Consider the following 13619-nt stretch of genomic DNA (forward strand, 5'->3'; position numbering starts at 1 on the left):
AGCGGTACCTCAGCCCGCCGTCTCCCCGCCCTTCCGGGTGGGCGAGGCGGCGGGCTTCGCCGTGCGGGGTCCCGCCGCCGTCCGCCGCCCGTCCGCCGAGCGCGGCGCCGGCAGCGAGGCCGGTGCCCCGGGCCGCCGCAGCGCCCGCGCCACCGCCTCCCGGCGGCCGAGCCGCGCCCCGTGCCGTGCGCACTCCTCGTACCGCTCGTCGCCCAGCTGCTCCCGGGCCGTCGCCTCGCACAGCTCGTGCGGCGCGTTGTAGTGCGCCGAGCCGAACAGCGGCAGCCCCACCGACGGCCACATCCGCCCCGCCGCACCCTGCAGCACCGCCGCCTCCGCCGCGTCGCCCTCCGCCACCGTGACCAGGGCGAGCAGCTCCACCGCCAGCACCGAGCCCAGCTGGTCGCGGAAGCGGTGCGCACCGCCCAGGCAGTCGGCCAGCAGCTCGCGGGCGCGCACCGGGTTCCCTTCGCTCCAGGCCGCGTAGGCGAGGACGTACAGGGCGTAGCCGCGGGCCCAGCGCTCGCCGTGGTCCTCGCAGACCTGGCGCACGTCCTCGCACAGGCGCACCGCGTCCGGCAGATCGCCCTGGAACGCCCGCGTCATCGCCAGCTCCACCTGGCCCATCAGGACGTTGCTGTTCAGCTCGCCGATCTCCCGGTAGCGGCGCAGCGCGGAGCGCAGCAGCGTCTCCGCGCGCGGCATGTCGTCCGTCACCAGCGCCAGACAGCCGGTGCGGTGCTCCGCGTACGCCACCGCCGTGGGGTTCGCCGAGCGCTCCGCCTCCCGGCGGCACTCCTGGAGCGCGGCCAGCGCGGGCACCGTGTCGCCCTGGAGGATCGCCACGTACGCCAGCACCCACAGCGCCTTCAGCCGCGGCTGCTCGCCCGCCGTCGGCTCCGCGTCCAGCCGCACCGCCTGCTCCAGCCAGTGCCGCCCCTCCGACAGCCGTCCGCAGCCGACCCAGTGGAACCACAGGCAGCCCGCCAGATACTGGCCCAGGTGCGCGTCGTCCGGCTCGGTCAGACAGTGCTCCAGGGCGCTGCGCAGATTCGGCAGCTCCGCGTTCACGCGCGCGGCGACCTCACCCTGGCGCGGCGAGAACCACTCCAGCTCGCACCAGGTGGCCAGGCCCACGTACCAGTCCCGGTGCCGCCGCCGCAGCCGGTCCGCGTCCCCGGCCGCCTCCAGCCAGTCGGCGCCGTACGCCCGCACCGTGTCGAGCATCCGGAAGCGCACCCCGGCCGGGGACTCCTCGCGGGTCAGCACGGACTGGGCGAGCAGCGCGGAGAGCACGTCGAGCACCTCGTCGGCCGGCAGCCCGTCACCGCTGCACACGTACTCGGCCGCCTCCAGGTCGAACGGCCCGGCGAACACCGACAGCCGCGCCCACAGCAGCCGCTCCGGCGGCGTGCACAGCTCATGACTCCAGCCGATCGCCGTGCGCAGCGTCCGGTGCCGGGGCAACGCGGTGCGGTCCCCGCCCGTCAGCAGCCGGAATCTGTCGTCGAGCCGGCGCAGCACCTGCCCCGGCGACAGCGCGCCCAGGCGCCCCGCCGCCAGCTCGATCGCCAGCGGGATCCCGTCCAGGCGGCGGCACAGCTCGCGCGCCTCCCGCCGGTCCGCGTCCGGATCGGCGGCGTCATGGCCGCAGGTGACGCTCCGCTGCCCGGCCCGCACCGCCAGCAGCTCCACCGCCTCCTCCGTGCTCAGCGGCGCCAGCGGGACCAGCCGCTCCCCGGCCACGCCCAGCGGCCTGCGGCCCACCGCCAGCACCCTGAGCCCGGGGGCCCGGCCCAGCAGCTCGGTCACCAGCGCCGCGCAGGCGTCCACCAGGTGCTCGACGCCGTCCAGGAGCAGCAGCAGCTCCCGCTCGGCCAGGTGCGCGAGCAGCGTCTCGCGCGGCAGCCGGGTCGTGTGGTCGGTCAGGCCCAGCGCCTCGACCACCGCGTAGTCGACGAACTCCTCGTCCCGCACCGGCGCCAGCTGCACCCGCCACACCCCGTCCCGGGGCGAGCGGCGCCCGGCCGCCCGGGCGGCCAGCCGGGACTTGCCGACGCCCCCGGGCCCGGTGACGGTCACCAGCCGTGCCGCGTCCAGCGCCCCGGCCAGCCCCGCGAGTTCCGTCGCTCTCCCCACGAAGGCGTCCAGCTCCAGCGGGAGGTTGCCGTGCGGAACGCCGTCGCGCCGAAGGTCTCGCATGGAACACGGAGCGTACTGGCCCGTATTCACTCCGTACAATCCCTTCGGGCAACTCGGCCGTTCCGCGCCGCGCGGGACGCGGAACGGGGTACGGAGCCCCGCGCCCGGCGCGATAGGCTCGGTGCACGACTTTCCCGATGTTGAGGCACGTCTTTCAGGGAGCGGGTGCACACAGTGTCCGGTGGCGAGGTGGCCGGGATCCTGGTGGCCGTCTTCTGGGCGATCCTGGTCTCCTTCCTCGCCGTCGCACTGGCGAGGCTGGCCCAGACGCTCAGGACGACCACCAAACTCGTGGCGGACGTGACCGACCAGGCCGTCCCGCTGCTGGCCGACGCCTCCGCGGCGGTGCGCTCCGCACAGACCCAGATCGACCGGGTCGACGCGATCGCCTCCGACGTCCAGGAGGTCACCTCGAACGCCTCCGCGCTGTCCACCACCGTGGCCTCCACCTTCGGCGGCCCGCTGGTGAAGGTGGCGGCGTTCGGGTACGGCGTGCGGCGGGCACTCGGCGGTCGCAAGGATGACGTGTCCGTCCCGGCCGCACAGGCGCGGCGCACCGTGATCGTGGGCCGTACGCTGCCGGCCGCGCGGCGGACGAAGCGGAAGAAGGGCTGACCGAGCGATGTTCCGCCGTACGTTCTGGTTCGGCACCGGCATGGCCGCCGGTGTCTGGGCCACCACCAAGGTCAACCGGAAGCTCAAGCAGCTCACCCCGGACAGCCTCGCCGCCACCGCGGCGAACAAGGCGCTCGACGTGGGTGCGAGGGTCAGGGAGCGCGCGGTGGGTTTCGCACTCGACGTCCGCGACAACATGGCCCAGCGGGAGGCCGAACTGGACGACGCGCTGGGCCTGAACGCCCCCGTCGACCGGGAACTGCCCGCGCCCCGGCGCCACCACGCCATCGAGAACCGCAACAGCGACAACCCGAAGTACGTCGTCGACGACAGGACGACGCACTCGCACAACCGGAATGAGGACCACTGATGGAGTCGGCCGAGATTCGTCGCCGCTGGTTGAGCTTCTTCGAGGAGCGCGGTCACACCGTCGTCCCTTCGGCGTCGCTCATCGCGGACGACCCGACTCTGCTCCTCGTCCCGGCCGGCATGGTGCCCTTCAAGCCCTACTTCCTGGGTGAGGTCAAGCCGCCCTTCGACCGCGCCACCAGCGTCCAGAAGTGCGTGCGCACGCCGGACATCGAAGAGGTCGGCAAGACCACCCGGCACGGCACGTTCTTCCAGATGTGCGGCAACTTCTCCTTCGGCGACTACTTCAAGGAAGGCGCCATCAAGTACGCCTGGGAGCTGCTCACCAGCCCCCAGGACAAGGGCGGTTACGGCCTCGACCCCGAGCGGCTGTGGATCACCGTCTACCAGGACGACGACGAGGCCGAGCGCATCTGGCACGACGTCGTGGGCGTCCCCTCCGAGCGCATCCAGCGCCTCGGCAAGAAGGACAACTACTGGTCCATGGGCGTCCCCGGTCCCTGCGGCCCCTGCTCCGAGATCAACTACGACCGCGGCCCCGAGTTCGGCGTCGAGGGCGGCCCCGCCGTCAACGACGAGCGGTACGTGGAGATCTGGAACCTCGTCTTCATGCAGTACGAGCGGGGCGAGGGCATCGGCAAGGAGGAGTTCGAGATCCTCGGCGAGCTGCCGAGCAAGAACATCGACACCGGTCTCGGCCTGGAACGCCTCGCCATGATTCTGCAGGGCGTGCAGAACATGTACGAGATCGACACCTCCATGGCCGTCATCAAGAAGGCCACCGAACTGACCGGCGTGGCCTACGGCGACGCCCAGGCCTCGGACGTATCGCTGCGCGTGGTCACCGACCACATGCGCACCTCCGTGATGCTCATCGGCGACGGCGTCACCCCCGGCAACGAGGGCCGCGGTTACGTGCTGCGCCGCATCATGCGCCGCGCCATCCGCAACATGCGCCTGCTCGGCGCCACCGGTCCCGTCGTCAAGGACCTGATCGACGTCGTGATCGGCATGATGGGACAGCAGTACCCCGAGCTGGTCACCGACCGCGAGCGGATCGAGAAGGTCGCCCTCGCCGAGGAGAACGCGTTCCTCAAGACGCTGAAGGCCGGCACCAACATCCTGGACACCGCGGTCACCGACACCAAGGCCGCCGGTGGCACCGTCCTCGCCGGTGACAAGGCGTTCCTGCTCCACGACACCTGGGGCTTCCCGATCGACCTCACCCTGGAGATGGCCGCCGAGCAGGGGCTCTCCGTGGACGAGGACGGCTTCCGCCGCCTGATGAAGGAGCAGCGGGAGCGGGCCAAGGCCGACGCCCAGGCGAAGAAGACCGGTCACGCCGGTGCCGGTGCCTACCGGGAGATCGCCGACAAGGCGGGCGCCACCGACTTCGTCGGATACACCGACACCGAGAGCGAGTCCACGATCGTCGGCATCCTCGTCGACGGCACCTCCTCCCCGGCCGCCACCGAGGGCGACGAGGTCGAGATCGTCCTGGACCGCACCCCGTTCTACGCCGAGGGCGGCGGCCAGATCGGCGACACCGGCCGGATCAAGGTCGACACCGGCGCCGTCATCGAGATCCGCGACTGCCAGAAGCCCGTGCCGGGCGTGTACGTCCACAAGGGCGTCGTCCAGGTCGGCGAGGTCACCGTCGGGGCCAAGGCCCAGGCATCCATCGACGACCGCCGCCGCAAGGCCATCGCCCGCGCCCACTCGGCCACCCACCTCACCCACCAGGCCCTGCGCGACGCCCTCGGCCCGACGGCCGCGCAGGCCGGTTCCGAGAACCAGCCCGGCCGCTTCCGCTTCGACTTCGGTTCGCCGTCCGCCGTGCCGACGGCCGTGATGACCGACGTCGAGCAGAAGATCAACGAGGTGCTCGCCCGCGACCTCGACGTGCGCGCCGACGTCATGGGCATCGACGAGGCCAAGAAGCAGGGCGCCATCGCCGAGTTCGGCGAGAAGTACGGCGAGCGCGTGCGCGTCGTCACCATCGGCGACTTCTCCAAGGAGCTGTGCGGCGGCACCCACGTGCACAACACCGCCCAGCTCGGCCTGGTCAAGCTGCTCGGCGAGTCCTCCATCGGCTCCGGTGTGCGCCGCATCGAGGCGCTGGTCGGCGTCGACGCCTACAACTTCCTCGCCCGTGAGCACACGGTCGTCGCCCAGCTCCAGGAGCTGATCAAGGGCCGTCCGGAGGAGCTGCCCGAGAAGGTCTCGTCGATGCTCGGCAAGCTCAAGGACGCCGAGAAGGAGATCGAGAAGTTCCGCGCCGAGAAGGTCCTCCAGGCCGCCGGCGGTCTCGCCGACTCGGCGAAGGACGTGCGCGGCGTGGCGCTGGTGACCGGGCAGGTCCCGGACGGCACCACCGCCGACGACCTGCGCAAGCTGGTCCTCGACGTGCGCGGCCGCATCCAGGGCGGCCGGGCCGCGGTCGTGGCCCTGTTCACCACGGTGAACGGCAAGCCCCTCACGGTCATCGCCACCAACGAGGCCGCCCGCGAGCGCGGCCTCAAGGCCGGTGACCTGGTGCGCACCGCCGCCAAGACCCTCGGCGGCGGCGGTGGCGGCAAGCCGGACGTCGCCCAGGGCGGCGGCCAGAACCCGGCCGCCATCGGGGACGCGGTCGACGCCGTCGAGCGACTCGTGGCGGACACCGCCAAGTGAGCACGCCCGAGAACGACCCGGCGGACGGCCCGGTGATGCGCCGCGGCCGCCGCCTGGCCGTCGACGTCGGTGACGCCCGCATCGGGGTCGCGTCCTGCGACCCCGACGGGATCCTCGCCACCCCGGTGGAGACGGTTCCCGGACGCGACGTCCCCGCGGCGCACCGACGCCTACGGCAGCTGGTCGAGGAGTACGAGCCGATCGAGGTCGTCGTCGGCCTGCCCCGCTCCCTCAAGGGGGGCGAGGGCCCGGCCGCGGCCAAGGTCAGGCGCTTCACGCAGGAACTGGCCCGCGGTATCGCACCGGTCACCGTCCGGCTCGTCGACGAGCGGATGACGACGGTCACCGCCAGTCAGGGGCTGCGCGCCTCGGGAGTGAGGTCCAAGAAGGGCCGGTCCGTCATCGACCAGGCCGCCGCTGTGATCATCCTTCAGCAGGCACTCGAATCCGAACGGGTGTCAGGCAGGCCACCCGGCGAGGGCGTCGAAGTGGTCATCTGATCGCGATACGGTAACGTTCCGCGCGATGCGGAGGCATTCGAACAGCCACCGCACAGCAAGAGGCGGAACGGAAGCAGGCCCTTCGGCACAGGCCGCGCCCCCCGTCGCCTCGCGGCTCTAGGGGATCGATGACTGAGTATGGCCGGGGCCCAGGCTCCGAACCGTGGCATCCGGAGGACCCGTTGTACGGGGACGGCGGATGGGGCGCGCAGCAGGCCCACGCGGGCCAGCAGTCCCCCTACGACGGCCGGCCGCAGCAGTATCCCGAGCAGCAGGCGCAGCAGGGCTACGGCGACTGGAGCGACGGCCAGTCGTCGTACGGCGGCGGGCAGCCCCAGTACGACCAGTACGGTCACCAGAACTCCGAGCCGCACTACGACCAGTACGGTCAGCAGCAGTACGACCAGCAGTACGGTCAGCAGCAGCACGGACAGCAGCAGCACGGACAGCAGCAGTACGCGCCCCAGGCGCAGCCGCAGCAGGGCTACGACGACGGCTGGGGCGGCGGCGCCCAGCCTCAGGCGCATTACCCGGCCGACCCGTCCGACCCCTACGGACAGCAGGCCGGCGGCTACGGCGCAGAGCAGCCCGACTTCTACGGCACCCCCGAGGCGTACCCGCCGCCGGAGCCTCCCACCCGCAGGCGTGCCGAGCCCGAGCCGCAGCGCACCGACTGGGACCCGGGACCCGACGAGGGGGAGCACGCCTTCTTCGCCGGCGCGGACGACGACGTGGCGGACGCGGGCCGCGACGGTCGCGGGGAGCGCAGGAGCCGGGGCGGCGGCAAGCCCAAGAAGCGCCGCAACGGATGCGCCTGCCTGGTGGTCTGCCTGGTGCTCGGCGGCGGCGTGGCGGGGGTCGGATATTTCGGCTACCAGTTTTACCAGGATCGTTTCGGCTCGGCCCCGGACTACGCGGGCGGCGGCAACGGCGAGCAGGTGACCGTCACCATCCCCAAGGGGGCCGGCGGCTCCACGATCGGCCAGGAACTCAAGCGGCAGGGCGTGGTGAAGAGCGTGGACGCCTTCATCGCCGCCCAGCAGAGCAACCCCCGCGGCAAGAGCATCCAGGACGGCGTGTACACGCTGCAGAAGGAGATGTCGGCCGAGAGCGCGGTCGAACTCCTGCTCAGCCCCAAGAGCCGCAGCAACCTGATCATCGCCGAGGGCAAGCGCAACGCCGCCGTCTACGAGCTCATCGACAAGCGCCTCGGAGTGAAGGCGGGCACCACCGCCGACGTCGCCAAGTCCGACTACAAGAGCCTCGGGCTGCCCGATTGGGCGCTGAACCACAAGGGCGTCAAGGATCCCCTGGAGGGCTTCCTCTACCCGTCCAGCTACTCGGCGGCCAAGGGGCAGAAGCCCGAGGACGTGCTGAAGCAGATGGTGGCACGTGCCAACGAGCAGTACGAGAAGATCGGTCTGGAGGGGAAGGCGGAAGGTCTCGGCCTCAAGAGCCCGTGGGAGCTGCTCACCGCCGCGAGCCTGGTGCAGGCGGAGGGCAAGACCCACGACGACTTCCGCAAGATGGCCGAGGTCATCTACAACCGGCTCAAGGAGTCCAACACCGAGACGAACCAGAAGCTCCAGTTCGACTCGACGTTCAACTACCTGATGGGCCAGAGCAAGATCCACATCAGCGAGTCCGAGATCAACAGCAACATGGACCCGTACAACACCTACACCAACCGTGGACTGCCGCCCGGCCCGATCGGCAACCCCGGCGACGAGGCCCTGCAGGCGGCGCTCGACCCCACGCAGGACGGCTGGATCTACTTCGTGGCCACCGACGGCGTGGACAAGACCGAGTTCGCCAAGACCCACGACGAGTTCCTGAAGCTGAAGGACAAGTTCGATGCCAGCTCCGGCGACTGACCTGCGCCGGGCCGCCGTGCTCGGCTCCCCGATCGCCCACTCCCTCTCCCCGGTGCTGCACCGCGCCGCCTACGCGGAGCTGGGCCTCGCACAGTGGACGTACGACCGCTTCGACGTCGACGAGGCGGCGCTGCCCGGCTTCTTTGAGGAACTGGGTCCCGAGTGGGCCGGGCTGTCGCTGACCATGCCGCTCAAGCGCGCGGTGATCCCGCTGCTCGACTCGGTCAGCGAGACGGCCGCCTCCGTGGACGCCGTGAACACCGTCCTGCTCACCGAGGACGGCCGCAGGACCGGCGACAACACCGACATCCCCGGCATCGTCGCCGCCCTGCGCGAACACGGCGTCGAGAAGGCCGAGACCGCCGCGGTCCTCGGCGCCGGCGCCACCGCGTCCTCCGCGCTGGCCGCGCTGGCCCGGATCTGCACCGGCGAGATCACCGTCTACGTGCGCAGCGCGGCACGCGCCGCCGAGATGCGGGGCTGGGCGCAGCGGCTCGACGTCGACGTGCGCCTCGCGGACTGGGCCGACGCCGCGCAGGCGCTGCACGCGCCTCTGGTCGTGGCCACCACCCCGGCCGGCGCCACCGACGCCCTGGCCGCCGCCGTCCCCGAGCGGCCGGCCACCCTCTTCGACGTGCTCTACGACCCCTGGCCCACCGCGCTCGCCGCCCGCTGGTCGGCGTCCGGCGGTGCCGTCGTCAGCGGCCTCGACCTGTTGCTCCACCAGGCGGTGCTCCAGGTGGAGCGGATGACCGGCCGGGCCCCCGCGCCGCTGGCCGCGATGCGTAAAGCGGGGGAGCGCGCGCTCGCCGATCGCTAAGATCCCTCCGGTTCCGCAGGGGGCGGGACGGGAGGGGAAGACGAACCATGGACACAGGGACCGCGGGCGTACCGCTGGCCTCGGCCAAGAGCCAGATCTTCGAGGCCGTGCTGGGTTTCCTGCCCGACTGGGTGCAGATCACGGTGCTCGCCCTGATCGTGCTCGCCGTCGTCGCGAGCTGGGTGGTCAAGGCGCGGCGCGGGATCGCCCGGCGGCGTGCGCGCCGCGCGGGGCAGGCGCTGCCCGGCGCGGCGCGGTACGGCCAGGGCACCGGCGCCGACCGTCCGGGCCCCTACGCACCGCAGCAGCCGCCGCGGCCGGCACAGAGCGGCGCCGACTTCCTCGGCCCCTACGCCCCGGCCCGGCGGCAGGAGAGCGGCGCGGACTTCCTCGGGGCGTACGCTCCCGCGCAGCAGCAGGGCAACCCGCCCGCCTGACACCACCGGAGCCGGCCGCCCGTCCGTCAGATGGACCGGCGGCCGGTCCCGGCAGCCGGACGTGGGAGGATCGAAGGCGGCGGGCCGGGGCCGCGCACCCGGCCGGACCGTCGCGTACGCGGAGAAGGCGCGTACGCGGGGCAATACCGGGGCGCGAGCACTGAGGAGCACCGTTGAGCAGGTTGCGCTGGCTGACCGCAGGGGAGTCCCACGGTCCCGCACTCGTGGCGACGCTGGAGGGACTGCCCGCCGGCGTGCCGATCACCACCGACATGGTGGCGGACCACCTGGCGAGGCGGCGGCTCGGCTACGGTCGCGGCGCGCGGATGAAGTTCGAGCGTGACGAGGTCACCTTCCTCGGTGGCGTCCGGCACGGTCTGACCATGGGTTCCCCGGTCGCCGTCATGGTCGGTAACACGGAGTGGCCCAAGTGGGAGCAGGTCATGGCCGCCGACCCGGTGGACCCGGAGGTACTGGCCGGCCTCGCGCGCAACGCGCCGCTGACCCGGCCGCGCCCCGGCCACGCGGACCTCGCCGGGATGCAGAAGTACGGCTTCGACGAGGCCCGGCCGGTCCTGGAGCGCGCCTCGGCCCGTGAGACGGCCGCCCGCGTCGCCCTCGGCGCGGTGGCCCGGTCGTACCTGAAGGAGACGACCGGCGTCGAGATCGTCAGCCACGTCGTCGAGCTGGCCTCGGCGAAGGCGCCGCTCGGCGTGTACCCGACGCCGGACGACGTCGAGCGGCTGGACGCCGACCCCGTGCGCTGCCTGGACGCCGACGCCTCGGAGGCGATGGTCGCCGAGATCGACCAGGCCCACAAGGACGGCGACACCCTCGGCGGCGTCGTCGAGATCCTCGCGTACGGCGTGCCCGTGGGCCTCGGTTCCCACGTCCACTGGGACCGCAAGCTCGACGCGCGACTCGCCGGCGCCCTCATGGGCATCCAGGCGATCAAGGGTGTCGAGATCGGTGACGGCTTCGAGCTGGCCCGGGTGCCCGGCTCGCAGGCCCACGACGAGATCGTGAGCACGCCCGACGGCATCCGCCGTGTCTCCGGCCGCTCCGGCGGCACCGAGGGCGGCCTCACCACCGGCGAGCTGCTGCGGGTGCGCGCCGCGATGAAGCCGATCGCGACCGTGCCGCGCGCCCTCAAGACCGTGGACGTGACCACCGGCGAGGCCGCGCAGGCGCACCACCAGCGCTCCGACGTCTCCGCGGTGCCGGCCGCCGGGATCGTCGCCGAGGCCATGGTGGCCCTGGTCCTCGCCGACGCCGTGGCGGAGAAGTTCGGCGGCGACAGCGTCGCCGAGACCCGCCGCAACGTGCGCTCCTACCTCGACAACCTGGCCATCCGATGAGCGCACCGGTGATCGTCCTGGTAGGGCCGATGGGCGTGGGCAAGTCCACCGTCGGACAGCTGCTCGCCGAGCGGCTGGGCACCGGCTACCGGGACACGGACGAGGACATCGTCGCCGCCCAGGGGCGGACCATCGCCGAGATCTTCGTGGACGAGGGCGAGGCCGCCTTCCGGGCCCTGGAGAAGGACGCCGTGCGCACCGCGCTCGCCCGGCACGACGGCGTCCTCGCCCTCGGCGGCGGAGCGGTCCTGGACGCGGACACGCGTGCGCTGCTCGCCGGACAGCGGGTCGTCTACCTCTCGATGGACGTGGAGGAGGCGGTCAGGCGCACCGGCCTGAACGTGGCCCGGCCGCTGCTGGCGGTCAACCCGCGCAAGCAGTGGCGCGAACTGATGGAGGCCCGCCGGCACCTCTACGAGGAGGTCGCCACGGCCGTCGTGGCCACCGACGGCCGGACGCCGCAGGAAGTGGCCGAAGCCGCCCTGGACGCAGTGGAGTGGAAAGAAGCATGAGCGAGGAAGTCACCCGGATCCCCATCGGCGGCAGCGCCGGGTCCGACCCCTACGAGGTCCTGGTCGGCCGGCAGCTCCTCGGTGAGCTGGGCGGCCTGATCGGCAGCAGGGCGAAGCGGGTCGCGGTGATCCACCCCGAGGCGCTCGCCGAGACCGGTGACGCCCTGCGTGCCGACCTCGCCGAGCAGGGCTACGAGGCGATCGCCATCCAGGTGCCCAACGCCGAGGAGGCCAAGACCGCCGAGGTCGCCGCGTACTGCTGGAAGGCGCTCGGCCAGTCCGGGTTCACGCGGACCGACGTCGTCGTCGGGGTCGGCGGCGGGGCCAGCACCGACCTGGCCGGGTTCGTGGCCGCGACCTGGCTGCGCGGAGTGCGCTGGATCGCCGTCCCCACCACCGTGCTGGCCATGGTGGACGCGGCCGTCGGCGGCAAGACCGGCATCAACACCGCCGAGGGCAAGAACCTCGTCGGCTCCTTCCACCCGCCCGCCGGCGTCCTGTGCGACCTGGCCGCCCTGGACTCCCTCCCGGTCAACGACTACGTCTCGGGCCTGGCCGAGGTCATCAAGGCCGGCTTCATCGCCGACCCGGTGATCCTCGACCTGATCGAGTCCGACCCGCAGGGCGCGCGCACCCCGGCCGGACCGCACACCGCCGAGCTGATCGTGCGCTCCATCAAGGTCAAGGCCGAGGTCGTCTCCTCCGACCTGAAGGAAGCGGGCCTCAGGGAGATCCTCAACTACGGCCACACCCTCGGCCACGCCATCGAGAAGAACGAGCGGTACAAGTGGCGGCACGGCGCCGCCGTCTCCGTCGGCATGCACTTCGCCGCCGAACTGGGCCGCCTGGCCGGCCGGCTGGACGACGCCACCGCCGACCGCCACCGCAGCATCCTCGAAGCCGTCGGGCTGCCGCTGCACTACCGCTACGACCAGTGGCCCAAGCTCGTCGAGAACATGAAGGTCGACAAGAAGTCGCGCGGCGACCTGTTGCGCTTCATCGTCCTGGACGGCCTCGCCAAGCCGACCGTCCTGGAGGGCCCCGACCCGGCCGTCCTCCTCGCCGCCTACGGCGAGGTGGGCGAGTAGTACCCGGCTGCGCCCTTCCGCCCGATTCGCGCTGCCGGACGGGCACTTCGGGCCGCTCCCGGCCGTTCACCAAACGACGGCCGGGGGCGGTACCGTTCGGTAGCAGGACGGCGGGCCCCCTCCCGTCGCCAGCGCCCATCGCCTGCACGAGACGGAGTGGCACCGGATGCAGCACCCAGTGGGTTCTCCGCTGCCGCCGCCCCACCAGACGGGGCACGGACCGGCCCTCGGCTGGTCCCCGGCCGCACACCACCCCGGCCCGCCCCAAGGGCCCGCCCCCGTACCGCCTCCCGCGCCGGGCCACCCCATGGCGCCGCGGCAGGCCCCGGCCCCGCACCCGGGGGCCGTTCCGGGTCCGCACCCGGGTCCCGTTCCCGGCCCGCACCAGTCGGCCCCCGCCCCCGGGCACCGTCAGCCGGCCCCCGCGCCGCCTCCGCCGGACTCCACCGGCCATCTCTCGCTGCCGCCCGGCGGTCCGGTGGCCGTGCCCAGCGTGCCGCCCGCCACGGCCGCCGCGCCCGACCCCACCACCACCACGCTCGCGGTGCTGCTCATCGGCCCCGCGGGCGCGGGCAAGACCAGCGTGGCCAAGTACTGGGCGGAGCACCGCCGGGTCCCCACCGCGCACATCAGCCTGGACGACGTCCGTGAGTGGGTCCGCTCCGGCTTCGCCGACCCTCAGACCGGGTGGAACGAGCACTCGGAGGCGCAGTACCGCCTCGCCCGTCGCACCTGCGGCTTCTCCGCGCGCAACTTCCTGGCCAACGGGATCTCCTGCATCCTCGACGACGCGGTCTTCCCGGACCGCCCGGTCGTCGGTCTCGGCGGCTGGAAGCGGCACGTGGGTCCCGGTCTGCTGCCGGTCGTCCTCCTGCCGGGCCTGGACATCGTCCTGGAGCGCAACGCCGAGCGCAGCGGCAACCGGCGCCTCACCGACGAGGAGGTCGCCCGCATCCACGGCCGCATGGCGGGCTGGTACGGCTCCGGCCTCCCCATCATCGACAACTCCCAACTCGACGTCCCGGAAACCGCCCAGCTCCTCGACGAGGTCCTCTCCCGCTCGATAGCCAGCCCGCCCAGCTGGTAGACGTCGTTGAGGGCAGCGCCCCAAAAGGGCGTGGGACTGTATCGACATGGGGCTCCGCGGCGGGGGCGCGGCCGGCCCCCACCG

Annotated in this window: 12 protein-coding genes; 11 read left to right on the forward strand and 1 reads right to left on the reverse strand. The window is 72.7% G+C overall.

All coding sequences use genetic code 11. The features are described from left to right. Positions 1-9: 9 nt before the first annotated feature. Positions 10-2202: a regulator gene (locus EV562_RS19720; protein ID WP_166661890.1), complete on the reverse strand. Its 2193-nt coding sequence runs from the start codon at positions 2200-2202 to the stop codon at positions 10-12. A 165-nt stretch (positions 2203-2367) separates the two neighbouring features. On the opposite strand from EV562_RS19720, the gene EV562_RS19725 reads away from it, so the two are divergent. The 11 genes from EV562_RS19725 (at position 2368) to EV562_RS19780 (ending at position 13535) form a co-directional block, all read left to right on the forward strand. Continuing rightward, a complete protein-coding gene (locus EV562_RS19725; RefSeq protein ID WP_133888113.1) occupies positions 2368-2817 on the forward strand; it encodes a DUF948 domain-containing protein in 450 nt (149 codons plus the stop codon). A gap of 7 nt (positions 2818-2824) precedes the next feature. After that, entirely contained in the window at positions 2825-3187 is a 363-nt protein-coding gene (locus tag EV562_RS19730) for a hypothetical protein (protein ID WP_133888114.1), read from the forward strand. Next, the gene (alaS, locus tag EV562_RS19735; protein ID WP_133888115.1) at positions 3187-5859 is read left to right on the forward strand and encodes an alanine--tRNA ligase; all 2673 of its coding nucleotides are present in this window, start codon (positions 3187-3189) and stop codon (positions 5857-5859) included. The genes EV562_RS19730 and alaS overlap by 1 nt, the downstream gene beginning before the upstream one ends. 35 nt (positions 5860-5894) lie before the next feature. Next, entirely contained in the window at positions 5895-6359 is a 465-nt protein-coding gene (gene ruvX / locus EV562_RS19740; protein WP_166661905.1) for a Holliday junction resolvase RuvX, read from the forward strand. Between the two features lie 128 nt (positions 6360-6487). Then, positions 6488-8233: an endolytic transglycosylase MltG gene (gene mltG / locus EV562_RS19750; RefSeq protein ID WP_133888117.1), complete on the forward strand. Its 1746-nt coding sequence runs from the start codon at positions 6488-6490 to the stop codon at positions 8231-8233. After that, a complete protein-coding gene (locus tag EV562_RS19755; protein ID WP_133888118.1) occupies positions 8214-9053 on the forward strand; it encodes a shikimate dehydrogenase in 840 nt (279 codons plus the stop codon). Before mltG ends, EV562_RS19755 begins: the two co-directional genes overlap by 20 nt. A 47-nt stretch (positions 9054-9100) precedes the next feature. Beyond that, positions 9101-9490: a hypothetical protein gene (locus tag EV562_RS19760; RefSeq protein ID WP_133888119.1), complete on the forward strand. Its 390-nt coding sequence runs from the start codon at positions 9101-9103 to the stop codon at positions 9488-9490. A gap of 173 nt (positions 9491-9663) precedes the next feature. Further along, entirely contained in the window at positions 9664-10848 is a 1185-nt protein-coding gene (aroC, locus tag EV562_RS19765) for a chorismate synthase (protein WP_133888120.1), read from the forward strand. After that, the gene (locus EV562_RS19770; RefSeq protein WP_133888121.1) at positions 10845-11360 is read left to right on the forward strand and encodes a shikimate kinase; all 516 of its coding nucleotides are present in this window, start codon (positions 10845-10847) and stop codon (positions 11358-11360) included. The genes aroC and EV562_RS19770 overlap by 4 nt, the downstream gene beginning before the upstream one ends. Further along, the gene (gene aroB / locus EV562_RS19775) at positions 11357-12448 is read left to right on the forward strand and encodes a 3-dehydroquinate synthase (protein ID WP_133888122.1); all 1092 of its coding nucleotides are present in this window, start codon (positions 11357-11359) and stop codon (positions 12446-12448) included. Before EV562_RS19770 ends, aroB begins: the two co-directional genes overlap by 4 nt. A 166-nt stretch (positions 12449-12614) precedes the next feature. Beyond that, positions 12615-13535: a Pro-rich N-terminal domain-containing protein gene (locus EV562_RS19780; RefSeq protein WP_133888123.1), complete on the forward strand. Its 921-nt coding sequence runs from the start codon at positions 12615-12617 to the stop codon at positions 13533-13535. Positions 13536-13619: the final 84 nt, after the last annotated feature.

This window comes from Streptomyces sp. BK208 (genome assembly GCF_004364245.1).
Taxonomy (GTDB): Bacteria; Actinomycetota; Actinomycetes; order Streptomycetales; family Streptomycetaceae; genus Streptomyces.